19 protein-coding genes, 16 tRNA genes, 1 rRNA gene and 1 pseudogene are annotated in these 25,773 nt (G+C 39.0%); 2 read left to right on the top strand and 35 right to left on the bottom strand.

Going from position 1 to position 25,773, the window contains the following annotated elements:
• Nucleotides 1-44 precede the first annotated feature (44 nt).
• The gene (locus tag GMB86_RS00175; RefSeq protein WP_196220073.1) at nt 45-668 is read left to right on the top strand and encodes a DUF1643 domain-containing protein; all 624 of its coding nucleotides are present in this window, start codon (nt 45-47) and stop codon (nt 666-668) included.
• A gap of 142 nt (nt 669-810) precedes the next feature.
• Here the strand turns inward: GMB86_RS00175 and GMB86_RS00170 are convergent, their stop codons facing one another.
• From GMB86_RS00170 to GMB86_RS15405, 14 genes and pseudogenes are all read right to left on the bottom strand, one after another.
• Entirely contained in the window at nt 811-2,025 is a 1,215-nt protein-coding gene (locus GMB86_RS00170; RefSeq protein ID WP_155215597.1) for a YecA family protein, read from the bottom strand.
• 55 nt (nt 2,026-2,080) lie between these two features.
• Nucleotides 2,081-2,419 (bottom strand): hypothetical protein, encoded by a 339-nt coding sequence (locus GMB86_RS00165; protein WP_155215595.1) that lies wholly within the window; start codon nt 2,417-2,419, stop codon nt 2,081-2,083.
• Between the two features lie 299 nt (nt 2,420-2,718).
• Complete coding sequence (locus tag GMB86_RS00160; protein WP_155215593.1) at nt 2,719-2,946, bottom strand: heavy-metal-associated domain-containing protein; 228 nt, start codon at nt 2,944-2,946, stop codon at nt 2,719-2,721.
• An 80-nt stretch (nt 2,947-3,026) separates the two neighbouring features.
• Nucleotides 3,027-4,943, bottom strand: coding sequence for a heavy metal translocating P-type ATPase (locus GMB86_RS00155; RefSeq protein ID WP_155215590.1), 1,917 nt, complete (start codon nt 4,941-4,943; stop codon nt 3,027-3,029).
• A gap of 123 nt (nt 4,944-5,066) precedes the next feature.
• On the bottom strand, nt 5,067-5,762 hold the full coding sequence (locus tag GMB86_RS00150) for a Crp/Fnr family transcriptional regulator (RefSeq protein WP_155215588.1): 696 nt from the start codon (nt 5,760-5,762) through the stop codon (nt 5,067-5,069).
• 270 nt (nt 5,763-6,032) lie between these two features.
• A complete protein-coding gene (locus GMB86_RS00145; RefSeq protein WP_155215961.1) occupies nt 6,033-6,986 on the bottom strand; it encodes a tRNA dihydrouridine synthase in 954 nt (317 codons plus the stop codon).
• Between the two features lie 100 nt (nt 6,987-7,086).
• Nucleotides 7,087-7,587 carry a hypothetical protein gene (locus GMB86_RS00140; protein ID WP_155215586.1) on the bottom strand — a complete coding sequence of 167 codons (501 nt, stop codon included), beginning with the start codon at nt 7,585-7,587 and terminating at the stop codon, nt 7,087-7,089.
• Nucleotides 7,588-8,015: 428 nt separating this feature from the next.
• A complete protein-coding gene (locus tag GMB86_RS00135) occupies nt 8,016-9,344 on the bottom strand; it encodes a GntT/GntP/DsdX family permease (RefSeq protein WP_155215584.1) in 1,329 nt (442 codons plus the stop codon).
• 68 nt (nt 9,345-9,412) lie between these two features.
• Nucleotides 9,413-10,051, bottom strand: a complete 639-nt coding sequence (locus GMB86_RS00130) for a bifunctional 2-keto-4-hydroxyglutarate aldolase/2-keto-3-deoxy-6-phosphogluconate aldolase (protein WP_155215582.1) — start codon at nt 10,049-10,051, stop codon at nt 9,413-9,415.
• Nucleotides 10,052-10,074: 23 nt separating this feature from the next.
• Nucleotides 10,075-11,709 (bottom strand): dihydroxy-acid dehydratase, encoded by a 1,635-nt coding sequence (gene ilvD / locus GMB86_RS00125; protein ID WP_155215580.1) that lies wholly within the window; start codon nt 11,707-11,709, stop codon nt 10,075-10,077.
• A gap of 15 nt (nt 11,710-11,724) precedes the next feature.
• Entirely contained in the window at nt 11,725-13,299 is a 1,575-nt protein-coding gene (gene gntK / locus GMB86_RS00120) for a gluconokinase (RefSeq protein WP_155215959.1), read from the bottom strand.
• A gap of 82 nt (nt 13,300-13,381) precedes the next feature.
• A complete protein-coding gene (locus tag GMB86_RS00115) occupies nt 13,382-14,089 on the bottom strand; it encodes a GntR family transcriptional regulator (protein WP_155215578.1) in 708 nt (235 codons plus the stop codon).
• Between the two features lie 98 nt (nt 14,090-14,187).
• A pseudogene (locus GMB86_RS15635) lies at nt 14,188-14,318 on the bottom strand (phosphogluconate dehydrogenase (NAD(+)-dependent, decarboxylating)); the annotation flags it as partial.
• 464 nt (nt 14,319-14,782) lie between these two features.
• On the bottom strand, nt 14,783-15,418 hold the full coding sequence (locus GMB86_RS15405; RefSeq protein ID WP_196220072.1) for an Ltp family lipoprotein: 636 nt from the start codon (nt 15,416-15,418) through the stop codon (nt 14,783-14,785).
• Between the two features lie 374 nt (nt 15,419-15,792).
• Between GMB86_RS15405 and GMB86_RS15400 the strand changes: the two genes are divergently transcribed.
• Nucleotides 15,793-15,996, top strand: a complete 204-nt coding sequence (locus tag GMB86_RS15400) for a hypothetical protein (protein WP_196220071.1) — start codon at nt 15,793-15,795, stop codon at nt 15,994-15,996.
• Nucleotides 15,997-16,647: 651 nt separating this feature from the next.
• Here GMB86_RS15400 and GMB86_RS00105 read toward each other — a convergent pair.
• The 21 genes from GMB86_RS00105 to rrf form a co-directional block, all read right to left on the bottom strand.
• Nucleotides 16,648-17,874, bottom strand: coding sequence for a Wadjet anti-phage system protein JetD domain-containing protein (locus GMB86_RS00105; RefSeq protein WP_155215576.1), 1,227 nt, complete (start codon nt 17,872-17,874; stop codon nt 16,648-16,650).
• A 2-nt stretch (nt 17,875-17,876) separates the two neighbouring features.
• On the bottom strand, nt 17,877-21,173 hold the full coding sequence (locus GMB86_RS00100) for an SbcC/MukB-like Walker B domain-containing protein (RefSeq protein WP_155215574.1): 3,297 nt from the start codon (nt 21,171-21,173) through the stop codon (nt 17,877-17,879).
• Nucleotides 21,170-21,817, bottom strand: coding sequence for a DUF4194 domain-containing protein (locus tag GMB86_RS00095; protein WP_155215572.1), 648 nt, complete (start codon nt 21,815-21,817; stop codon nt 21,170-21,172). The genes GMB86_RS00100 and GMB86_RS00095 overlap by 4 nt, the downstream gene beginning before the upstream one ends.
• Nucleotides 21,818-23,239 (bottom strand): Wadjet anti-phage system protein JetA family protein, encoded by a 1,422-nt coding sequence (locus GMB86_RS00090; protein WP_155215571.1) that lies wholly within the window; start codon nt 23,237-23,239, stop codon nt 21,818-21,820. It abuts the gene before it with no gap.
• Between the two features lie 612 nt (nt 23,240-23,851).
• Nucleotides 23,852-23,933: transfer RNA gene (locus GMB86_RS00085), tRNA-Leu, on the bottom strand.
• Nucleotides 23,934-23,967: 34 nt separating this feature from the next.
• A tRNA-Leu gene (locus tag GMB86_RS00080) sits at nt 23,968-24,056 on the bottom strand.
• Nucleotides 24,057-24,083: 27 nt separating this feature from the next.
• Nucleotides 24,084-24,157 (bottom strand) — tRNA-Cys (locus GMB86_RS00075).
• Nucleotides 24,158-24,172: 15 nt separating this feature from the next.
• Nucleotides 24,173-24,247, bottom strand: a tRNA-Gly gene (locus GMB86_RS00070).
• Nucleotides 24,248-24,251: 4 nt separating this feature from the next.
• A tRNA-Gln gene (locus GMB86_RS00065) sits at nt 24,252-24,326 on the bottom strand.
• Nucleotides 24,327-24,330: 4 nt separating this feature from the next.
• A tRNA-His gene (locus GMB86_RS00060) sits at nt 24,331-24,406 on the bottom strand.
• A 17-nt stretch (nt 24,407-24,423) separates the two neighbouring features.
• Nucleotides 24,424-24,497 (bottom strand) — tRNA-Trp (locus GMB86_RS00055).
• Between the two features lie 6 nt (nt 24,498-24,503).
• A tRNA-Tyr gene (locus GMB86_RS00050) sits at nt 24,504-24,588 on the bottom strand.
• Nucleotides 24,589-24,626: 38 nt separating this feature from the next.
• A tRNA-Thr gene (locus GMB86_RS00045) sits at nt 24,627-24,702 on the bottom strand.
• An 8-nt stretch (nt 24,703-24,710) separates the two neighbouring features.
• Nucleotides 24,711-24,786 (bottom strand) — tRNA-Phe (locus tag GMB86_RS00040).
• A gap of 6 nt (nt 24,787-24,792) precedes the next feature.
• Nucleotides 24,793-24,868 (bottom strand) — tRNA-Asp (locus tag GMB86_RS00035).
• Nucleotides 24,869-24,875: 7 nt separating this feature from the next.
• Nucleotides 24,876-24,952 (bottom strand) — tRNA-Met (locus GMB86_RS00030).
• Nucleotides 24,953-25,104: 152 nt separating this feature from the next.
• Nucleotides 25,105-25,180 (bottom strand) — tRNA-Val (locus GMB86_RS00025).
• Between the two features lie 67 nt (nt 25,181-25,247).
• A tRNA-Glu gene (locus tag GMB86_RS00020) sits at nt 25,248-25,322 on the bottom strand.
• 45 nt (nt 25,323-25,367) lie between these two features.
• Nucleotides 25,368-25,459, bottom strand: a tRNA-Ser gene (locus GMB86_RS00015).
• Between the two features lie 3 nt (nt 25,460-25,462).
• Nucleotides 25,463-25,537 (bottom strand) — tRNA-Asn (locus tag GMB86_RS00010).
• A gap of 35 nt (nt 25,538-25,572) precedes the next feature.
• Nucleotides 25,573-25,689: ribosomal RNA gene (gene rrf, locus GMB86_RS00005) — 5S ribosomal RNA — on the bottom strand.
• Nucleotides 25,690-25,773: the final 84 nt, after the last annotated feature.

Genomic DNA, 25,773 nt, shown 5'->3' with positions numbered 1-25,773 from the left:
GGATTAAGAGAAGCAAAAATGATTTAAATTAAAGGATGAGATCCATGAGAACCGTTAAGTATAATCCACAATATTGCACAGGTATCTTAAAGTGTGAGATCGAAGAAATTTCTGATTCGATCCAAGCACGGTATATCCTCTCGGTGAAATTGAATCATGATAACAATCGAACGATCGCCTTTATTCTGATGAATCCAAGCAAAGCAACAACAGCCACCTCGGATATGACCGTCAATAAAGTGATCAAATTTGCTTATTCTGAAGGATATGGTAAAGCCCTATTTTTTAATCTCTTTCCATTTTATGAAACACATTCAAATGGTTTATCAAATATTTTTACTGCCATTAGTAGCCTAGACAATCATGACCTAGATAAAATTTTTGAGAAAAACTTAAACCACATAAAACTCTATATGAGTAAAGCAGATAAAGTCGTATTCGGTTGGGGGGACCCATCAAAAAACATATCTGAATCCTTACATAATAAACTCACTCAATCCATTATTGATCATTGTAAGAAGATGAATATTACCCCGTATGTTTTTAAAACGCATTATCAATCCCTATTAACCTTGAAAGGTTCTCCAAGACATCCCATTCGCCCAAGATTAGAAGGGATTGTACCTTTTAGGGTGTCAGGTACCGAAGAAAGACATTTCCTTAGATAAGTCCACGCTAGAAAGACACTGAGACAAAGAAAAAAAGACTCCAACATGATCGTTGAAGTTCTGGCTATCAAACGGGATACACTAGCAGACTATTTGACAAACTCAGGCTCAATGTATCTATTACTTTTTTCGCTTTATCGCTTTATTTTCCACAGCATTTTTTATACTTTTTTCCACTTCCACAAGGGCACGGCTCATTTCTGCCTACCTTGACAACCTTTTTGCTATCATTTTGGTTGAATTTAGATGTTGGTAATGGTTGTAAAGGTTCTTTCTTCTTTGCACTTAACTCTGCTGGTGCATAGCCTTTAAGAATCCATTCCCTCGTGTTATTCATGAGATAAACGACTCTATCCATCACAGCTTGGACAGTTTCCATACTATCAAATTCAATTGCACGACTTAAAAACTTTAAAATGTCACTAGGAGCTTCACCGCTCCTTGCTGCATAGACACATTCTTCGACAATACTATCCGCTTCTTCCCTATCGAGTTCAAAGTTTTGTGTAAGGAAGTTCACTAATTGTAGATAGCTTTTATTTCTCTCTACAAATTCAGGTTCACCTGCTTTAAGAAGTTGCTGTTTTGTAAAAGGATAGTAAGATACACTTTTCCTCGCTTGATGTTCCTGCTTCACTCTTTTTGGATCAAACACTCGAATATTTGAGAAGCCATTCTCATCTATATAGGTTTGCTTACGATAAGAATTAGCTTCATGAATGACTTCAAAGTAGTCTCTTAAATTTATGGTTTCTTTAGTATACTTTTCTATCATGGATATCATTTGTTGTGTGCTTAATGTTCCATAATAATAAAGAAGACCGGCTGTAAGTTTAATCCACTCTGTATTTCTATTAACCGTAGCTCTTACTTTTATATTGTCTTTCAATGCAATGATTTGTTCGATAAGGTCATCAGGTACAGCCAATATCTTCTTTCCTTTAAATGTCCCGGTGTAAATTAAACCATTATCACGAAAGTATTCGATTTGATCGTCTTCTAAATCCGGTGCATCGATCTTGCCACCATTGCTAGCGGCATTTGTTAATAATTTAAATCTTTCGGAATCCCATAGAAGGTGAATTTGTTTTAAAGAATCAGGTATCTGTTCTTGTAATAATGCAATGAGCTCGGCTTTTTTCAAACTACTTGCATTTTTTATTTCTAAATTTTTTCTAATCGTATCTAGTTCATATTTCGTATAGTTATTAAGTCTTTCATGGAGCGTAAAAGGAATTTCTATTTCACTCCAGTACTTTTTATATCTTTTTTCCTTTTGTTTCCTACTCGTTTCTTTTAAGCCTAATAAAACCAATTTCATCTGTTTTTCTAATTCTTGGTTGGTTTTGCCGCTCATCGTATTCACCTACTCTTTCATAACTTTTATTCTACCATTCTTTCCAAGACGTTTATTAATTTTTCGAATAATACCTCGCACTCGTTGATAGGGAGTATTTTACTTTATATTTATGACCAAGTTCTTGTTTTACTTTTTCAGTTAAAGCCACCCCAATTTGATTAAACTCATCTTCCAGTTCAATACCGTTAGGGAGCAATTTGTCTTTGTCCCAATCAATCCATTCTCCGTACTTCATTGCCCAAGATACTAATTCCTCTGCTAATACATCTGAAATCGGAATATCCTCTATGTCAAGGTTGCAACCGCATTTATTACACCAAATCGGGTCTGCTCCGACATCTCCTTCTATTTTTAAATCATTTGTTTCTCTGTTCCCGCAAAAACAATTCATACTCCCCACCCCCACATACAGTTTCATTCCTAGCATCAAAATTATCTTCTACCCAAAAAGCTCCTGCTTCTATCAACCTTTTAAGGCGGTAATCCAAGAAGGTTTCACCTCTAGTTGCCATAATCAATCTAAATGCCGCAGCACTCTTTTCCATGTGAATTTTAAAGAACACTATGTATTTATCTTATCAAAAAACCCTGAAGAAAAAATCTCTTCAGGGGATTATGATTCATATAAAAGGAAATTAAATTTTTACCTATCATTTTTAAGATTAGATTTAGTACCCTTAGAATCTCTTTTTATAACACTTTTGAAGATAATACTGGATAACCCAGTTTTTTGATTGTTTCTTCTAGTTGACTTGCCTTTACTTGGCATTCATCAAACTCAGTTTTTACCTTACTTGAGTTAAACATGACTTTGGCGGATTCTACACCTTCAGTCTTATTGAGTGTTGTTTCAATTTTTTTAATACATGATGGACAAGTTAATGGTTCTAATTGGAAAGTAGCTTTTGCTTTTGACATTTTTTATTGCCTCCTTTTTCTTTTATTTTAAATCGTTTCTTCATTTAAAAAATTGATGCTTATCAAGTTGTAGATTTTTTTTATGAAACATAAGACTCTCTTACTTTATGATGTTGTTTTTTATGTTTTTGGCTGGCTTTCGTTTTAAACCCGATTAAACGCATGGCATTCAAGATGACAACGAGTACGCTGCCTTCATGGATAAACATCCCACTAGCGAGATGCAATTGTCCAGCAAGTACACCAAGGATCAAGATGACGACAACTGCTAAGGCAATCGTGATATTTTGATGCATGTTCCGTATTGTCGCTTTTGATAAAGAATAGGCATGTGCATATTGAGAAAGTTTATCTGCCATTAAAACAACATCCGCTGTTTCCATTGAAACATCTGTGCCGCCTTCACCCATAGCTATTCCAATATCTGCCGTTGCAATGGCGGGTGCATCATTGATTCCATCCCCAGCCATGGCGACAATGGCTCCTTGTTCTTTTAATTTCTTCACATACTCTACTTTTTCATTTGGCAATAATTCTGCATGAAACTCATCTATTCCAAGTTGATTTGCTACGGCTTCAGCTGTATGACGGTTATCCCCTGTTAACATAACCATTCGTTTTATTCCATTTGCTCGCATATCTTCTAAGGCCACTTTAGTGTCATCTCGAATTTGGTCTGCAACCGATATAATCGCAACTAACTGGTCATCAATAGCAATGAAGATCGCTGTGTTCCCCGCTTTTTCTCGATCAACCGCATATTCTGCCGCGTCAGAATGGATCTCGATTCTTTCAGCGTCCATCAGCTTACGGTTACCTGCAACAATTGAATAACCATCAACTGTAGCTGTGATACCATGACCTTTAATGGCTTCGCCTTCACTAATTGTGTAAGAATTTAAATCCATTCTCTTCCTTTCTGCTTCTTTAACAATCGTTTGACCTAAATGGTGTTCCGAGATCGATTCTGCTTTTGCAACTAAGCCAAATATCTTGTCAGCTGGCATAAAGGTAAAAGTGTGCAAATCCGTTACTTCCGGTTTTCCTTTTGTTAAGGTCCCTGTTTTATCAAAAACTAACGTATCAACCTTAGCGAAATTTTCCATGATGTCACCGCCTTTGATCAAAACGCCATTTTTTGCTCCGTTACCAATCCCCGCAACATTAGAAACTGGAGCTCCGATGACCAGTGCACCTGGGCAAGCAATGACTAGGAACGTAATAGCTAAGTGCAAATCACGAGTCATGATATAAACGAGTACAGAAAGAAGAGCAATTGTTGGTGTATAGTAACTGGAAAATCGATCTAAGAAACGTTCTGCTTTTGATTTAGACTCCTGTGCCTCTTCGACAAGTTCAATAATTTTCGCAAAAGTTGTATCATCCCCAACCTTTTCTGCAATAATTTCGAGATAACCTGTGTCAAGGATTGAGCCACTGTATACGTGGTCATTGTTTGCTTTGTTAATGGGCAGAGATTCACCCGTAATAGCGGCTTCGTTGATTGACGCGTGACCTTGTACAATCACCCCATCCACCGGAATCTTACCTCCAGGTAAAACAACTAAACGGTGACCTTTTTGTACATCATCAATGCTAATAGTCTGTCTGGTACCATCCTCGCGAAGTAATGTTGCTTCCTGAGGCGCCATATCCACTAATTCCTTCAGTGATGAACGTGTCTTTTGTAACGTTCGGACTTCTAAATAATCTCCGAACAAAAATAAGAAGGTCACGACGGCTGACTCCGTATATTCATGAATAAAAACAGCTCCAATGACAGCCATTGTCACGAGTAATTCAATACTAAATACCCTCATGCGAATCGCTTGCCAGGCTTTAATCGCAATCGGAATAACGGCAATGATGGTTGCTACAACAAGAAGACCATTACTCCATTCGGCAATTTTAAATACCTTTGCTATAAAAGCTGCGGCAATTATAAAACCAGAAAGCAAAGTCAGATGATTTTTGTAACGATGTATTCTTTCTATCATTTTGATTCCCCCATTTTTTGATCTTATTTCCCTATGATGACTTAATCTTAAAGGAATCAAAACTAGAAGGAATTGACCTTGGTCAAGAAATGAAAAAGAGTTTTCTAAAAGTAAGGAGATCTGCTATTTAGCGTATTGAAGTAATTTATCTAAGTCAGGAATTCTAATCTTCCTTTTTGGTAATTGTTCAATTAATCCTTTGTGTTCTAGCTCCGTAAATTTCCGACTCATGGTTTCAGGCGTTGAACCTAGATATGAGGCTAAATCTTTTTTTGCCATAGGTAAAGTAATTGTGGGACTATTTTCTTCATCATTTTCCACACAGTCTACTAAAAATGCAATAATCCGTGTTTCGACCTTTTCTATCGCTACTTGCATGGTTTGCTTTTCCGAACCTTTTAAGCGTGAGGACATCTCTTCGATGATTTTTAAGGCAATCGTCGGATGCTGTAACAAATGGGCTTGTAAATCGGTCTGTTTGATTAAGCAAATTGATGTTTTCTCTATAGCTTCCGCATAATTTTCATGAACCTCACCAGGATGAAATAAGGTCCATTCCCCAACAAAATCTCCAGGATTCAATATTCTGATCAGTTGTTCTTTTCCTGAATCAGCTAAACGGTAAATTTGAACTTTTCCTTTACTCACAATATACAAAGCATCATCACTTTCTCCAGCACGAAAGAGCATCTCCCCCTTTTGCAACTCCAACGTTTTTGCCGATTCGGCTATTTTATTCATCTGTTGGTCCTCTAAGTGATTAAAAATAGGTACCAAACGAATACACATTGCATGGCTATGTTTTGAATGATGTGTCATGTGAATATCTCCTCGTATCTTAGATTAGACCCTCAAATTAGACTGTAATGGATTTAGGCTATCCCTCTACCGACGATTCTTGTGGCTTCGCTTTTAGGATTGATTAATATCTCTATTATCCCGCATTAAAGACAAGTAAAGACCCCCACCTCAAGGTAATGAGTGCAAACGAGCATTCCTAGGTGGGGGATAACTAATTCTACTAATAATCAGTTGGGAATGAAGAAAACCCTCATTGATTGAAGCTTAATATTTGATACCAGGCACTTGTCAAAAGTTATCGAGTAATGCACGCACTTCATCTGTTGTCTTTGTACTCATCAATTGATTTCTCAATCCACTCGCCCCTCGAAACCCTTTGACATATATCTTAAAAAAGCGATGAAGAGCTTTGAATGGACGTGGCTCTAATTCTTTTGAATATTTATCATGGAGATCAAGATGCAATCTTAAGAGATCCAGCAATTCCTTACTGCTATGATCTTTCGGCTCTTTTTCAAAGGCAAATGGATTTTTAAACACACCACGCCCAATCATAATCCCATCAACACCATATTGATGAGCGAGCTTCAAGCCGGTTTGACGGTCAGGAATATCCCCATTAATCGTCAAACATGTATCTGGTGCCACACGATCACAAAGTTTCTTGATCTCCGGAATCAACTCCCAATGAGCATCTACTTTGCTCATTTCCTTTCTTGTACGCAAATGAATAGAAAGATTAGCGATGTCTTGTCTCAATATATGTGTTAGCCAGTCCTGCCATTCGGCTACATCCGTATAACCAAGTCTTGTTTTCACACTTACAGGCAATCCTCCTGCTTTTGCTGCTTGTATTACATCTGCAGCGATTTCTGGACGACGGATAAGTCCGCTTCCCTTCCCATTGGATGTCACATTAGGTACAGGACATCCCATATTGATATCCACACCCTTAAACCCTAGTTTCGCCATACCCATACTCATTTGCCGAAAACATTCGGGCTTATCCCCCCATATATGTGCAACCATTGGTTGTTCATCCTCTGTAAAAGTTAAACGCCCACGCACACTATGGTTTCCCTCTGGGTGACAATAACTCTCCGTGTTTGTAAACTCTGTAAAAAACACATCAGGTCGACCTGCTTTACTCACTACATGGCGAAAAACTACATCCGTCACATCTTCCATTGGTGCAAGTACAAAAAATGGTCGTGGTAAGTCACGCCAAAAATTATCTATCATATTCAAATTCAAATCCTCTCATTATCGGATACAAAGTCAACCTCTTAATATTTGGTGCTAGACACTTGTCGATTATATTCTTCCTTAAACTAAACTTAAATTACCTCAAATGCTGTAATGATAATATAACGTCAAGGTGCTGTCTGCGTTTCTTTGATATTTTTAAAGACCCATCTTCAAGTACTTCTTCATAATCAAGAGTATAACCGTTTTCCATTGTATCGTAGTATTTCTTGTATAAAACTTCCATTAATACTTTGTTTTTTTGTAATGCTTCAGATATGAAAAATTTCTGCTCAGTTTTTTCTTGATAAACAAAAATGTCGGAATCAAAGTCATTACGTATAATATAACGTGATCTTTGATATTCAAATAAGAAAAAATTTCCATCTTCCGTATACAATATCATACAGTTTCTAATAGCTTTGGATAGACGGTGTAGTTCTCGATCATAATCGGAATTTGACTCTGAGTATACCTTTCTACCCTTCCTTTTACAATCTTTGCATAGATGTTTACCGTGGCCTGTCCCGCCAAATTTCTCATTGGCTAGATAATCCCCACATGCTAAACAGTAATGGCCTCGTTTCTTATTTCCCACTTATAAAACTCCCTGTTTAGAAATTGGTCAAACTTTTCCTAAATTATATTCTATCATTTTCAAAAACCTGAAACATGATTAAGTCTTTACACATTTCGGTTGCGTAAAAAATGAAATGTGTAAAATGAATTCATATCCTACCTTGTTTTATCCCTTTTCTAGCAAAATAAAAAACACTCACAAACATTGATATATCAACATTTGTGAGTGTTTTATCGTTTTAAAATAACTCATTCTAAATCGCCGAATGGTGCCAGGCACCGTCAATTATGCGCTTACATATTCGGGTTGAACATTAGGGTAAACCGGTTTACATAGTATATAAGTAAGTGTTGCCTTCTTTCGCTGTCAATTATATTAACCGTTCAACCAGTTAATATGTGGCCTAAGAATGCGGACTCCGACTATCCTTTTAACAGCTGCTTTGATTAGACAAATAAATTGATAATCAAGACGATGAAGAATGCTGCAAAAGAGAGCAACGTTTCCAATACGGTCCAGGTCTTGAATGTCTGCTTCACGGATAGGCCCAAATACTCCTTAACCATCCAGAAACCGGCATCATTCACATGAGAAAACATCAGCGAGCCGGCACCGATCGCAATAACTAAAAGCGGGAGATTTATCCCGGTCATATGGACGATGATGGGATCGATTATGCCGGCAGACGTTGTCAGTGCAACTGTCGCCGAACCGGTTGCGATACGAATCAGCCCGGCAACAACAAAGGCCATAATAAGCGGAGAAAGTTGCCATTCCGTCGCAACTTGGGCTATCGCATCGCCGACACCTGAGGAGATTAGAATTTGTTTAAATGCACCGCCCGCACCAATGATCATCATAATCGATGCCAGTGGGGCCAGAGAGCTTCCAGTTAGCTTATTAATCAATTTCCGACTGATACCCTGTCTGATTCCTAATAGATAATAGGCAACAAACACTGAAATCATTAAAGCGATCAGTGGATTACCTATGAAGCTCAAAACATCTGCCAGCTGAGAAGGCATTGGAGTAAATGGTACTATAACCGTCCCAACCATTAAAAAGATTGGTAGCAGAATCGTAAAAAATGAAACACCGGCGGACGGATAGGTTGTCGCTGAAACATTCGCAGCAACGACTTTCGGTTCCGTTTCCGGTTTAACCCTTTTGCTTATATAGTAAGCAAACAGCGGGCCGCCAATAATACCGGCAGGCAAAGTAACAATTAATGAATAAAGCAGAACCTGACCTACATCAGCATGAAAGATTCCGATGGCTGCCATTGCTCCCGGATGGGGCGGAACAATGCCATGTGAAATGGACATTGCCGAAATCATTGGTATCGCAATTAACAGCAGATTCTTTTTTGTCGTTTTCTGAATTGCAATGACCAGTGGTAGCAGAATAACAAGTCCGACTTCAAAAAATACCGGGATACTAATAATCAATCCAGCAAAGAAAGTGGCCCACGGAAGATTTCGTTCACCAAATGCCCGGGTAAAAAAGTTTGAAATCTGAACACCCGCTCCTGATTCAGACATCATCTTACCAAGAATCGTGCCCAGAGCAAGGATACCTAGCAATGAACTGAGGATATCACCGACACCTTGCTCATAATCTATAGCAATTTTCGTGATTGGAAGGCCAGCCGCAAGGCCAAGCAGTATACTTGCGACTGACAAACTGATAAATGCATGCCATTTAAACCATGTCACCCCGACAATAACGAGTGCAATGGCAAGAACAGTAATCGAAATGAGATAGGCACTGCTCATGAAAACCACATCTTTCTTTTAATGTTTTTGACTATTTTCATTTGAACACGATCAAATAACTATCTTGTTTAACAACTATAAGCGCTTACTTTATGGGCGAACTGTTCCGCGTTCTCCTCAACGCACGTGTAGTTCCCCTTTTCCGCACCTTTTGTCAGTACACTGCCGACTCCAACTGCAAAGCAGCCCTGATCCAGCCATTCTGTAACATTTTGCAGATTAACACCACCGGTCGGCATTAGTTGGATATTAGGTAGTGGCCCTTTGATATTTTTGATAAATCCGGTTCCAACGGTACTTCCAGGGAAGACTTTGACGACATCCACACCAGCTTTCAAAGCCTCAACCATTTCGGATACAGTCAGACAGCCAGGTAAATAGGGAACGGAATACAGGTTGCATACTTCGCAGATCGCTTTTGAAAAATTCGGACTGACAACAAATGCGGCGCCGTAAAGGATTGACAGCCGGGCTGTTTCTGGATCAAGAACTGTTCCCGCACCGATTAGCGCATCACGCTCCTGATCGGCTAGTTTCCGAATAGCCTCCAGGCAATTCGGTGTAGTAAAAGCGACCTCAATACTTTGGATCCCGCCGCGAATGCAAGACTCTGAAATATTGATTGCATCCTCTGCGTCACTTCCGCGAACGACAGCTACCAACCGACCTTGATTCATTTTGTTCAAAACTTCATATTTATTTAACATGTTTTCTCTCTCCTCTCATTTGATCAGACCATGCGTACGGCGCCATGAGCGGCCGATGCAGTACTCTCAGCGTAAAGTTTTAGGAATTTACTGGCTTCTCGTTTGATGGTGTTCAGTTTCTCTCTTCTTTCAGATAGTTCATTCTCACTGACTTCAAGCTCAATGGAGCGATCAGGCACGTTGATAGAGATCATGTCGCCATCCTCCACTAGTGCCAATGTTCCTCCTTCGGCAGCTTCAGGACTCATATAACCAATCGATAGGCCTGCCGATGCGCCGGAGAAACGACCGTCCGTAATTAATGCAATATTTTTGAACCGTGATAGAATTTCTGTGCAGCGATGCAGTTCGCGCATTCCTGGTCCACCTTTTGGTCCTTCGTAGCGAATCACAACCACATGGTTTTCCGAGATTTTTCCTGCATTATAGGCTTCTTGGAACTGTTCCTCCGAATTGAAAACCATCGCTGGGGCAGTGAGCTGCATCAAATCTTCCGGAACCGCTGATTGTTTGATTAATGCACCCTGCTCTGCCAAGTTCCCTTTCAGCACCGCAATGCCGCCTTCTAGCTCAATCGGCTGGTTCAAAGGATGAATCATTTCGCGGTCATGGACTTTGGCTTCGGCGATGTTTTCACCTGCTGTCTGCCCAGTCACCGTAAGACTATCGAGGTGAATAAGTGGCGACAGTTCTTTCATCAATGCAGGGATACCACCAGCTTGCTGCAAATCATTGGTTGTAAAGTTATTGTTATTTGGCGTAACCGCCGCAATAAAGGGAACCTTTCTGCTGATTCGATCGAACGTATCCAGTGGAAGTTCAATGCCAGCTTCACGCGCAATAGCCGGAAGATGCAGGCAGGCATTTAAAGAACCACCCATAGCAAGCAAAACAGAAATCGCATTTTCAAAAGCCTCTTTTGTCAGAATATCTCTCGCCCGGATATTTTTTTTCACAAGTTCAACGGCTTGACGGCCAGCGGCTTTGGCAGCTTCAAACTGTTCGTCTGATAAGGCTCTCATCCAGGACGTGCCCGGTAAAGCCAGCCCTAAAGCCTCCGAGAGCCCCTGCATCGTATTCGCCGTCCCAAGGAAAGGGCAGACGCCGGCGCATGGATAGTATTTCTGCGTAACTGAAACGAGCCCTTTTTCGTCCAGATCACCGGAAAGGAACTGCTGGCGGGCTGCTTTGGACTCCTTCGGCTTGATATAATTAGGCATCACGCCACCAAGCACAACAACGCTTGGGAGATTAAGACGCGCCGCACTCATCAGCATCCCTGGGACAATTTTATCGCAGGAACTGAGCATTACCATGCCATCGAAAATTTCATGGGCACGGATCATAATTTCGACACTGTCAGCAACGGTGTCCCGGCTTGGTAGGGAATACTTCATCCCGTCATGTCCCTGAGCAATACCATCGCAGACGGCAATTGTATTAAATTCAAGAGGGTAGCCACCCGCCTCCAAAACGCCTTTTTTCACGTATTCCGCAACTTCTCTAAGATGTACATGGCCAGGAACGATTTCATTCCATGAATTTGCGATGGCGATAATCGGACGATCCATCATGTCATAAGGCACTCCACTTGAACATAAATGCCCTTTCAAAATAGCCCGGGTGTAGGGTTTGATCTCTGATAAATGATTTTTCATTTTTTAAGACTCCTTTTAGCTCAAAGTTAGTTTTTTTTCGAGCCTGTTAGTATTCAAACAATTATGCTGGAAAGAGGCGATATCCTTCCATTCATCATTTAGCTTCCTCGAGAGCCGGATGAAAATGGGAAATATCTGTTCATAAGCTGCTGCATTCTCCTGAATCGGCTGATGACTGTGTACTGAACCGATCATCTGCGAAACAACATTCAAGTTGTCAACTACTCCGGTCGCATACAGACCAAGAACAGCTGCTCCAAGGCAGGAACTCTCGAAGCTCTCCGGGACATTTACGGGTTGATTAAAAATATCAGCCATCATCTGGCGCCATAATGCTGAACGGGAAAAACCTCCAGTCGCCTGAATCAGTTTCGGCTCGCCAGTCCGTTCCTGCATAGCCAGCATGACACTGTAAAGGTTGTAAATCACGCCCTCCAGTACAGCCCGAATCATGTGTTGTTTCTGATGATGCAAATTCAATCCAAAGAAAGCGCCACGGGCATTCGGATTCCACAGGGGTGCGCGTTCACCGCTGAAGTAAGGTTGAAAAATTAATCCATCGGAACCAGGGTTAACACGCGATGCCATTTGGGTAAGCACATCATAAGAGCTAATGCCTAGCCGCTTAGCTGTTTCAATTTCCGAAGCGGCAAATTCATCTCTTGCCCATCTCAGTACACCGCCTCCGTTATTAACAGGGCCGCCTACCACCCATTTGTCCTCAGTCAGTTGATAACAAAAGAGCCGTTCTTTCGGATCCGCAGAATAATGATCGACCACTGTCCGAATAGCTCCACTCGTACCTATGGTCACCGCAACATTGCCCGGTTCAATTGCATTTACACCTAGGTTGGAAAGTACACCGTCACTAGCTCCGAGAACGAAAGGGGTGTCTTCCCTCAACCCCATTTGTTCAGCATACATTGGATCAAGGTCTTTCATTATATAAGTTGTCGGTACTGGATCAGACAAGTGACTTTCAGTAATTCCGGCAATCTTCAACGCTTCTTGATCCCAAGTCATCTGGTCCATTCTCATGAGTCCGGTGCAAGAGGCAATAGAATAATCAACGATATATTTATGGAATAATTTATAAAAAACATATTCTTTCATTGAAATGAACTTGGCCGATTTGTTAAATATCTCAGGTTTCTCATGGCGCATCCAAAGCAATTTCGAAAGTGGAGACATCGGATGATTCGGTGTCCCTGTCCGCATATAGATCTCATGTCCGCCCATGTCTTCTTTCAGTCTGCAGCACCAGTCAATACTTCGATTATCCGCCCATGTCAAGCACCGCATCAGCGGTCTGCCTTCCCGATCTACTGGGATGACACTGTGCATGGCACAGCTGAAGCTAACAAACTGGATCGTTTCCGGTCTTTTGTCACTCTTAGCCACCACTTCATGAATGACACTAAGAACAGTATCGAAAATTTGATCAGGATCCTGTTCAGCGGTAAATGCGTCCGGCGTATACAATGGATAACCTTGATTCGCATATGCCACGATGGTTCCGTCAATTGTATAAAGTACCGCTTTGGTACTGGTTGTTCCAATATCAACACCTATCATGTATGAGCCATTCATCATAAAAACCTCCTCGTCCCATGAAACTGCTACATGGGTATTTGAATACTTGTCGACAACTTAAGCCTCTAATTCTTCACTATCACTTATCGAATCTATCTTTCTCTGTTTCTAATTCTGGAAACGATTTATCAAGCGTTCTTTTTGAATCTTGAAAATAGGAAACAACCGATTGTTCTACATCTTTCTTATTTCCTGTTAAAAGACTGCGTACTATTTTTCGATGTTTTTCGATGACCCAGGCCACGTGATCTGAACCATGGGCAAAGACATCCTCGGTTGTCACAATGATGACAGCCATAATCAGCGATCTCATGCTTTTCCACAGATTCATGATACGTTTGTGATTGGCATGCCGGATAATCTCTTCGTGAAAGATTAGATCAAAATAAGCAAAGTCGTTGTGATTATTGTATTTTGCTGCAAGCTCCATTTTATCGATCATCTGATTTAACAATCTGGATAATTGGTCCTGATAGCCTGCTGAGACTCTTTGCTGCGCAAAATCTTCAATCATTTCACGTACATCATACAGTTCATGTATATCATTCAAGCTCATTCCTAATACACGGGCGCCCATTCGTTCTAGTCGAATTAGGCCATCATTAGCAAGCGCTTTCATAGCGTCGCGAACCGGTGAACGGCTGGTTCCATATTTCCTAGCTATCTGATTTTCAGAAAGAATGTCCCCAGGTTTTATCACATTTTCAAGGATAAGCAGGCGTAATTCGTTTGCTATACGTTCACCAAGCGATGCATCTTTCATCCATAATTCAGGAAAATGCAACATATTAAAAACTCCTGTCGTCAAGTCATAGTGATTAGGAGGAAAGCGGTTACCAAAAAACATTTCTCTATTGTTGAAACTGGTTTGATATGGCTCGATCCTCAGCTAACAGCGTGGCCGCCGAATTCATTTGGCAGTGAGACAATCCTTGGCCGGTAAAAGTATCTTTTTCGAGGGAACGATAACGCATAATTAATGACAAGGTAATAACTGGTGTGAACGCTTTCAAATTAAATCAGATTCAACCGCTCATTTCCCTTCCAAGCCCATCTTACCAATCTCCATAAGCATCCCCCTTTTATCTGTATACTTGTCAACAACTTCATATAGAGTCAGCGCTTTCATTTTTAATAGAATGGAAATGTAAGCACTTCCTAACTTCCACTTTATCTTAATCTCCTCATCGGATCACGTCAATACGTTATACGAGAGATTCATAGAAACGACACATTTAGGTGCCTGGCACTTCGACATTAATCGACAAACTTCGGGTGGTGACAGGCACTGAAATTAAAAAGAACGTTCTTAGTGAACGTCCTCTCTAGTTGACGGTATCATAGGGATTACATTTTCCCTTTCCACCAGTAAGGTTGATTAGTTGTATTGATTTCTCGTATTTCGAGATAACCATTTTCATAGTCTTTTACGACAGTATGAATTTTGCCTTTATAGAAAACCCATTTTAAACCCGATATATTAAAGACCTACTTTATCGACACCGTAAGTTGCCTCTTCTTGTGTATATCCGTCGAACTTTAACTGGTCAATAAGTCCTTGACGAGAAAATGAAGAATAGTCCATGTAATCTTGTGCTGTTTTTACAGCCTGTTCTTTCCAATCAACCTCAATATGATTTACAGCGAAAGTAGCGTCAGCAGTTGAATACTTATCGAACTTTAATTGTTTAATAAGTCCAGATTTAGAAAAGGCTGTATAATCAAGATAATCCTTAGCTGTTTGAATTGCATTTTCCTGAGAAACCGTTAGTTCAGGTTCTTTAGGTTCTTCCTTAACTTCTTTCTTAGGTTCTTCCTTAACTTCCTTCTTAGGTTCTTCCTTAACTTCCTTCTTAGGTTCTTCCTTCTTAACAGGTTGTTGTTTAGGTTCTTCCTTAGGTGTTTCTTCCTTAACAGGTTCTTCCTTAACAGGTTCTTCCTTTGCAACCTCTTTAGTAGTTACCGTTTCAGTTTTGGGCTTGCTGGCTGTTTCAGTGGATTTACTAGATTCATCGTTTCCTCCACCTTGACTTCCGATCCCCCAAACGATAATAACAGCGATTACCCATACCCACCATTTCTTATAGAACGGTTTTTTAACTTTTTCCTTTGCCATTATATACCTTACCCCCATAAGTTTACTAGATTACAATAACAGTAACAATTTTAACATGCCTGTAAATTTATTGGAATACTATATCTCGACATTTATAGGATTAAAGTTTTATTTCGAAAGTCTGATACCCAAAAAGTCCTAAGAAAAATGTTCACCTAGATTCATATAAAATTGCGATTCTGTCAACCACTCCTGTTTATACAGGGTCATATAAGGGATTGGAGTGAATAATCACCCACCTAGTAAAAGTTAATTCGCTTAAATTCCCCTCACCAACACGACTATTTGACATATATATATATTTGTGGTGAGTACTCCTTTTCACACTTCCATTGTTTACCATAAAAAAGTAGCCAATTTGGTACATATATTTTGTGAACACTAGACAGGGCATCTCTGGTACCTTGCCCACTCTATATACCCCCCATAAGTATCTTGACATTTGTTTGGTGCTAATCTTATTGCGTTACTATGGTTCTGTTGGTGATGTTCGTTTCTCTTTTTTATTCTTCTTTTATTCTATTCATTTCGTTTGTCTTACTGTTGGTCTCGCTTGTCTTGCTGTTGCCCTTGTGTGACTGTCCTATCACACTTGCTACCCTTCTCCTATTCCCTTGCCTGTATCGGTGCTGTATGGCTGTCATATGTGCTGTGATAGGTGCTTGTGATAGTATCCCTTTGTACTTCCTTAATATAGGTGCCTGGCACTCCGATATTACTCGACAAACTTCGGGTGGTGTTAGGCACTGAAATACTCGAAAAGAACCGAAACCATGGTTGTTATACAGCGGGAATACAACATAATAGAATAAGGATAACGGAGAAAAGATGACTAAAAGAACGGGACCTGTGGATCGAAGCCTACTTTATACACACAATTGATATAAGTATCTTTACTATAAAAAAAGAACCTAGTAACCACCATTACTATAGTTTTCTGCTGCGTTAGCTTCATAAATTATTTTACTTCTATATCAATATGATTTTTAAGATTCACATTGGAGATGGTCTCATAGTGAATAATATCAAAAAAGTAGGGTAACGGATATTCCTCGTTTAGTAAATCAGATAACATATATAAGGTTTTGAAGTAATACCTTTCCCCTTAGATATTATCACCAATAGTATTTGCTTTATTTCCATTATAGAATGTAAATAGCGAACAGTTAGAGTGACTGTTCGCTAATAGAATTCTACAATTCTTCTACTTATATATTTTTTTAGTTGTGCTACACTGTTAACTTCCGATTCATCAAATTCAAACTAATAATTTCCTGTTCCAATTTCACATTATTTTCTAACATGTAATTAACTGTATGCGCATACAAATCCATCTCTTTTAATTCTTTAAGTCTAGCTATATCATTTTCTGTAAGGCCATGCAAGCAAGACTCATACTCTTCATTTTTAAGTTCATCAGAAGACATATAAAACAGAGCAAAATTAATTCCTGTAATCTCACATAAATTATGATGTATCCAGAAACCACCTGCATCAATATCTCCAAAGTGCATATACTTTGTATCTGGATTTGTGTCATGAATCATTTTTATAAATTCACGCTGATATCTGTTAGCATATCCTCCAAGATAAAAGCTGACAGTATCATTATCTTTGTATCTCAAGAATGATGTTTTATTCTCAATTGTCATAAACTTCGAAGCACATATTTTTATCGATTGAATATTTGTAAGATCTGAGGCCATGATTTCTATTCCTTCAGAAAAACCACTAAGATCCACATCGTTCCCAGAGATGGTTATCACTACATTTCCTTTAATACAAAGTTTCTGTGGCTCTTTATAAATGTGATAATCCACCAGAATTTCATCAATCAGCTCATTTTCCTCAATAGTTCTATCTGAATACTTGCGTAACAAAGTACACACCGGTTGCAATGTTACATTCTCAAAGAACTTTGAATCACCATAAACCTTCATTGAAACTTCTCTGATGTATAAATCCGTCTGGTTATTTTCTATGAACGAAATTGCTTTGAAAACAGCATCAAGTTCTTTATAATTCTTTGGAACCTTTCTATTATCAACGCTTTCCGATAATAGCGCACATTCCTTTTCACATATAGGAGAGGCATTCTTGTAATAATCAACTAACAGCTGTAACTGCTCAATCTTCATATCCTTTGAAACATAACCATACTTATCACTTAGGTATTTCTCAATATCGAGAATACTCTCATCAACAAGATAAATACTCTGTATTTGAGTTCCGAAGGCTTCTGTTGTGCTATAAATAAAACCTTTCTCCGTCAACTTATTTACCAATTGATTCAATCTGGATATCTCTTCAAAATCACCATCATTAGCATTATACTTTTTATATATTTTTTCAGGTTTTACCTGCGTTCTCCTGTTAGTTTTGTTATTTCCAGAATCCTTCTTACTCTTCCGATAATTATCAACTAGGTATGTGAGGATTTTCTCTTCGTATTCCATCACTACACTCCTTTATGCATTTCAACAATTCCTATCTCCATCAAATTCACTTGGGTTCTAAGAACGGGTAAAACAACTTCACATTCATTACCAATCAGCTCAGTCTTATCAGGAGCACAGAAAATCATCTGTAGATTCTGCACCTTCATAAATCCAAGCATTATTTTGACGTTAGTTGGATCCATTTTTGCAAATGGTTCATCGATAAATACAAGTCTTGTAGAATTAAGCTTATCATTGTAAATCATTAACAATGCCGATAACAAAATAAGCATATATGGAATCTGAACTTCAGCACCAGAATTATAACCAGATTGTTTTGAAAGCTTCGCTGACTTAAGAACATCATTTGTAAGTAAGATTTCGTATGTCATATAATTACGATAATCTGCATAGTGCTCAATCTGGTCCTTATCGTTACTCCCAACAATTCGGTTGATAATCTCCCGTATATCCTTTTCCAGCTCTTCTCCCTTATCATCGGAATATGATGTCATTGCATCAAAAGTCATCTGACTTGATGGAGTTCCAAGTTCCTCGCGTTCCTTTAAGTAATTAGCATATTCAAGGATTTTTCCATAATCAGAACTATCCTTAACGTACTTAACATCAAATGCATATCTCGACTTAAATTTCAGTCTTGCTAACTCCGCATTTATTAACTTCAAATCATCTCTTGCTGCATCACAGGACTTCAACACAGTAAGCACAAACTCATTCTTAAATATTTCTTCATATCGTCTGGTTTGTTCTTTTAACTTGTGCTGTATCTCCTGCAAATCATCCATCCAGATTTTAGATTTTCGTGACTCATATTCAGCTCTGGATTTATCAGACAATGGTAAACGATTATCGACAGCTCTAGTAGCATTATATGAAGCTTGAGCTCCTTTAAGCTTCTCTTCTGCTTCTCTAAGAGAACGTTCTGAACGCCCTCTATCCTTCAATACGCCACCAGCACTGCCTGGACCATTCGCAATATGCTTTTCGTAATCTTCAATAGCCTTTACATAGACTACATTATTAGTGCTTTCTAAATCTTTTAAATTACTCTCTATACTTGTGATACTCTTATTCTTTTCATTCAGTGTGTTTTCGTTTATCCTATGTTCCGTCTGCATATCAGACTTGTGGGCACGAACTGCATCCTGTTCACTAATCACAGCCTCAAAATCCTGCTCGAGTCTAGAGACTTGCTCAGCAAGTTCCAAATACTCTTGGTTATTCTTTTGAGCGTCTATTAAACGTTCTAACTCATCCTGTTTTTTTGCACAATCAATTAATACTTCATCATACAATCTGCAAGCATCGAAATTATTATCACCAAAGAACTCCATAGCTGTTTCTAGATATGATTTCTTCGATTCTTCCTGTTGCAATCGCTCATGAGATTCCTTGTATTCAGCAGTTAGTGCTTCCAGTGCTTTTATAGCTTTTATTCTGTTTAGCTCCATTGTTTCCTGTCCTAAAAAGTAAAACCCTATCTTATCAAAGCGCAGAAAAAAACTATCCATAGCAACAGATACTCTTCCATCTTTTGATATAGCATTCTCGTAATTTCTAACCTTGTCCTTTGTGGTTGCATGAAAACGCCCAAGCTGGTAATCAAAATAGTGCTTTGCAACCCGATTCTTTACTTCAATAAATTGAACAACTGAATCCTCTTCAGGTGTTATCTCTTTTTTCATTAAAAGCTTTGTATTGAATAAATGCGCATACCTGTTTTTTGATACATTAAGCACATCATCTGCAATGTCATAATACTCCGGCTCAATCAAAATAGTATATCTCCGTCTCCCAAGATAGCTTTCAATTGCATCTCGCCATGACTCATCTGTCAGACTGATAACATACTCACATGCAAAACGAGCTTCAGATGGTATGCCTCTTTTTTCAAATTCTCTGTTAATCCCATTCTTTAATGCGACATAATCAGGTATTTTTGAAAATGTTGTCTTCTTAGCATTATAATCATTAATAACCTGTTGCCACTTTGATTGTTGCCTTCTATTTTCTTCTAATTTATCCTTAACTCTAGTTATTTCAGCTAAAATCTCATCCCTATGATCTTTGATTTCCTTTAAAAGATAATCAACACTACTTTCTTTTTGTATCTTTGAGAAATTATCCAAGGTTAATGAAGTTAATACATCCTGCTGTACAATTGCCATGTTTTCTTTATAAAACCAGGATAACAATTCACTTACTCTAGTCTGAAATTCAAAAAGAGCGTTCTTTTCATTTTCAAGTTTCTCTTTTTCAACCTGTGCATTCTGCAAAGCTTGCCTAGCTTCTTCTATTGCTTTTGCAGAGTCCATAGAATTCAAATTATCTTTCGCTTTATAGTAAGCTACACGAAGCTCTTTTTCACGATCAGCAATTGCTTCAAGCTTTTTCTCATCTTCCGCAATCTGTCTATTAGCAATGTCCAATTTTCTTGTAGCTTCTTCAATGTCCTTTTTACACTCCAAGAATTTTTTATATGCAATCTTTACATTATCCGCTAGGATGACATTTCTGGCATTCTGCAAGCCGTCAAAAAGCTTTATTATACTGTTAAGTTCTTCAATTTCAGCAGCGATAGTAGCAAAACTCATATTCAAGGAATCAATATTATTTTTTGCTTCTACCAGCTTTGAGAAATCAACCTTCTTTTCCTCTAATACACTTTCTCTGATAAACTGATCAATCTTAGCATTTGGATCATAAGACATAATACTTCGAAGTTTTCTTCGGAAAGATGCTAACTGCTGCTCATTCAAGCGAAGCCCGGTTCGCTGCATAAATTTGAGTACACCCTCTTTTACATCCATCATTTTTACACCCAGAGCCTTTTGCAATTCTGATGTACTATATGGAATGACCTGTCCGTTATCTTTGTATGTATGAGAAATGTTCTCAAGTTTCTCATTCTCTAATACATATCTTCTGGTGACAAATCCATTACCAGAGTCTGTATCTATCACTGTTCCAAGGATAAAACTCTTTCCCAGTTCCATCTCAGCCATCTCTAGCACAACATGTGTATATACATTTGCCATTTGGTCTGCAGGTCTAATAAAGGTGGCTGCAGTGGCATCAAGCAGACCTCGTGTATATGAAGTCACCGTTCTGCTTCCTTTATTCTCTGTAGACTTATTAAATACTGTATCCCCGTACAATGCATATTTTATGGCATCTAACAAAACTGATTTACCATTTCCATTCTTACCCGCAATTAAAGTGAAGAAGCCTATAGGTACAGTAATCTGGCTGAATCCATACCAGTTAATCAATCGAATTGATTTCAATTTGATCATTCCACATCCTCCTCTTCTTCATCACTATCTGAATTTTGTTCTTCTGGGTCATCTTCTAGCTGGGTGTTCTTCATGTATTCTGCAGAAACTGACTGGAATTGTGCAACATCCCAACCAAACTGCAATGACGGATACAATGTGATAATTGCATCTTCAGACTGATCCTTTGAATCATAATCAACCAGATCATATTTCTTAAAAATCTTCATAGCTGATGATAACTTTTTACTATCCATGTCTACTTCATATGCTTTGACTTTATCAATAAAATCCCCACGCATTACAACATTCTCATCACTATAACCCAGGTTCTCCAGATATATTTCCCAAAGCACAAGCAGGAGATGGTATTGCTCTGTTGTGAAAGTCACAACATTTGCTCGTTTTAATCCTACTGCTTCTTCATCAGCCTCATTAGGCTTAAGCATTGCAATTCGTACATTTGTATCTACTAATACATCAAATCCAATCATACGTAAGTAATCTGAAACATCATGTCTATTTGATTCTCTTGATATAAATGCATACAGTTTCACTTCCTTGTCACCAACGATGAACGTTGAATCCAACAACTTACGAATGCAACGTTTGAACAATATGTTATTTTCTTCTTTTACAGAAATGTTTAATTTGATATCACCCATTTAATTCTTCCTCTTAATACGTATTTTACTAATCGTTGCATTTTCTGTTTCTATAGTTCCTTCCAAGAATTCAACCTTATATGGAAAATCTTCAGTCCCGGAATATATAATACTGGCTGCTACCATCATGGCATCATCTCTAGTTTTAACCAATGTATCATTCGGTATTAAGCTCACCTTATCTTCAAGTAAGTTATTAAAGTAACTTATTGCTTGCACAACACTGTATTTGTCCGGATATTCATATAACAATTCCTTAGTAAGCCTTGCTTTATCTTCATCTGATAATGAACTGGTAATAATAGCTGCACTCTTGATATTGGGTTTACGTTTCTTTCGACGTTCAATTGATTTTCTTCCAACATATTTGTATGACTGCAAGCCAAAACACTTGGAAATAGAATCTATAATATCCTTCTTTTCATTTGGATCAAAATCCTTAATTGTCATCAGTAAGTCATTTAAATAGGTCTGCATATTCATACTATTGCTTAAGACCATAAGGATTCTTGTAGAGTATAGGCTGTAATAGTTATTAATTTTCTTATCTATGTAATCCATCTCTTTGACATAATCGTAGCTGATAAAACTTTGCACTTCAGAAAGCTGGCTATCTATTATTTCACGAGCTGCGATATCGGTTGCGTTATTAATTTTTTGATATTCCTTAATCATATTTTCATAGACTTCCGTATTGGTGATAAGTCTAAGCATTTTTTCGATTTCAGAAATATATCCGGGTATTAAACCATCCTTCTTTATGAAAAAGTAATCATTAAAGAAAGACTCCATCATTTCATCTTTGATAAGGAACTGTCCTAATTCATTGGTCTCCGTCATTTTTATAATTATACGCATTATAGACCTAATGCTATCTTTAAGCACCAATAGTTCATTTTTTAAGTCTGAAACACTATCCGATACCGGTACAAGAATATTGGAATATGGTCTATGAGTTCTACCATGATCTATAAAAGCAGAATGCAGAATATCATAAATGGAGAAAATGTGGTTAGTCAAATCCGCACTGGTATCACGATTAAAGATTCTCTCTATCGAATCAATCATCTTCCTACAATAAGGCATAACAGTAGCAATATTGTCCCCATTCCTTCCAATCTCACGCTCTGAAATCCAACCACAATATCTGAAATATCTTAGAATTGCGCTGGCATTTTCAGTTTCAGATTTCTTACTGCTAATATTCTCGTCAGCATTCCCAGTGTTATTTTCTTCTTCCATCTCGTAAGAATAGTTACGTAGATATAAAATCAAAATGTCTCTGGCATCAGTTTCATAAAGAAGCGGAACTGACTTTGACTTTTCAATGAGCTGTAAAATGCATTCATAATATATCCTTTTATTTTTACAACTAAGCGGATTAAAAAAACGATCGTATTCTACATTATCAAACAGAATCATATTTCTCCTCCTCCCAAATACTTAATTCATATTGCACTACTTAGAATCAAAACATAAAGTATTCAATATATTTTTCTATTTAAATAGTTAAATCTGAATTATACTTAATAGTATAGGAAAAATTACCCACTTATATAATATCATTATAGATTCATTAAATATAATTAATTTTTCTAGTATTACTTTTATTCATATTTAAAAGCCTACAATTCCGAATAAGGAACGAATGATTCGAGCTTATAGTGTTCCTATACTTGCTTTCAAATCGTTTATATCACATTCGAAAATTTCTCTAGCATTTAAAAACCTCATATATTTATGTATGGTTCACTTTGATTAATCCCAAAAATCTTAAATGTGACACCAATCCAATTCACGAACTCTTTCTCCACAATCTGGACCGATTGTTGAAAGCCTACCACCATAAAATAAAACCTCCATAAACTCCGTAAACAGTCAAGGTATTCTCTTGTGTAAAAAATGTGTAAAATCATTTCAAAACCCACCTTTTTTATCTTTTTCCCCACAAAACAAAAAACACCCGCAAACATTGATGTATCAACATTTGTGAGTGTTTCATCGTTTCTAAATTGAACTAGTTTTTTCTAATGATACCGGTGGTCGGGGTCGAACCGACACTCCGTGAGGAACACGATTTTGAGTCGTGCGCGTCTGCCAATTCCGCCACACCGGCAAATTAAATATGGCATATGGTATTAAAATAATTATGGTGCCGAGGGCCGGACTTGAACCGGCACGGTAGTCACCTACCGCAGGATTTTAAGTCCTGTGCGTCTGCCAATTCCGCCACCCCGGCATGGGTCAGGACTAACTAATTTAATAGTGGAGGCGGCACCCGGATTCGAACCGGGGATAAGGGTTTTGCAGACCCGTGCCTTACCACTTGGCTATGCCGCCATTTAATTTATTATTTGGAGCGGAAGACGGGATTCGAACCCGCGACCCCCACCTTGGCAAGGTGATGTTCTACCACTGAACTACTTCCGCATATTGGCTGCCCCAGCTGGATTCGAACCAACGCATGACGGAACCAAAAACCGTTGCCTTACCGCTTGGCTATGGGGCAAAAATGGGGCGGCTGATGGGAATCGAACCCACGAATGTCGGAACCACAATCCGATGCGTTAACCACTTCGCCACAGCCGCCATCAACTTTTTTATAATGGCAGGGGTAGTAGGAATTGAACCCACACTGGAGGTTTTGGAGACCTCAGTTCTACCTTTAAACTATACCCCTATTTAGTGGTGGAGGGAGAAGGATTCGAACCTTCGAACTCGTAGAGAGCGGATTTACAGTCCGCCGCGTTTAGCCACTTCGCTATCCCTCCAAAATAAAAACCTATTTAAATGTTTGCAAGCAAAAAAATGGTGCCGGCCAGAGGACTTGAACCCCCAACCTACTGATTACAAGTCAGTTGCTCTACCAATTGAGCTAGACCGGCACACTTAATGGTGGCTCGAGACGGAATCGAACCGCCGACACGAGGATTTTCAGTCCTCTGCTCTACCGACTGAGCTATCGAGCCATTAAATGGCGGATCCGACCGGATTTGAACCGGCGATCTCCTGCGTGACAGGCAGGCATGTTAACCCCTACACCACGGATCCATATGTTTGGTTGCGGGGGCAGGATTTGAACCTACGACCTTCGGGTTATGAGCCCGACGAGCTACCAGACTGCTCCACCCCGCGACAATATGAGATATTTAATTATAGATTTACTAAATGTTTTAAAGACTGTCCCTACCACTTACGTGCCTACGGGACAACTCGAAGCATATTCGATGATGATTCGCTCGTTGCTCCACCCAACAATGGTGTTGAGTATTAATTTTTAAAATTTATGGTGGAGGATGACGGGCTCGAACCGCCGACCCTCTGCTTGTAAGGCAGATGCTCTCCCAGCTGAGCTAATCCTCCATACCGAACAGGACAAGTACTATTATAACATGTCTTCATTCATTTTACAAGTCTTTTATTTGGTAAATGGTGACCCGTACGGGATTCGAACCCGTGTTACCGCCGTGAAAGGGCGGTGTCTTAACCGCTTGACCAACGGGCCAGTATTAAATACTTATGTATTATTCATTAATACATGATATTTCAGTGGCGGAGAGCGAGGGATTCGAACCCTCGAGACGGCGTTGACCGTCTACACGATTTCCAATCGTGCTCCTTCGGCCACTCGGACAGCTCTCCAACTGGCTCCACAGGTAGGATTCGAACCTACGACCGATCGGTTAACAGCCGATTGCTCTACCACTGAGCTACTGTGGAATAGAGAAATCTCCACTACTATTAAGTATTTACCAGCCTAGCGACGTCCTACTCTCACAGGGGGACAGCCCCCAATTACCATCGGCGCTGAAGAGCTTAACTTCCGTGTTCGAGATGGGAACGGGTGTGACCTCTTCGCCATTGCCACTAGACAATGAAGGTAATCCTTCAAAACTGAAAGTGAAAGAACGCCGCACAGGACGTGCAAGTGTCAGTGTTGTCACAGGACGTGACGA

It is taken from the genome of Terrilactibacillus tamarindi, from assembly GCF_009718825.1.
Classification (GTDB): domain Bacteria; phylum Bacillota; class Bacilli; order Bacillales; family Sporolactobacillaceae; genus Terrilactibacillus; species Terrilactibacillus tamarindi.
This window is presented reverse-complemented; position numbering and strand designations above follow the sequence as displayed.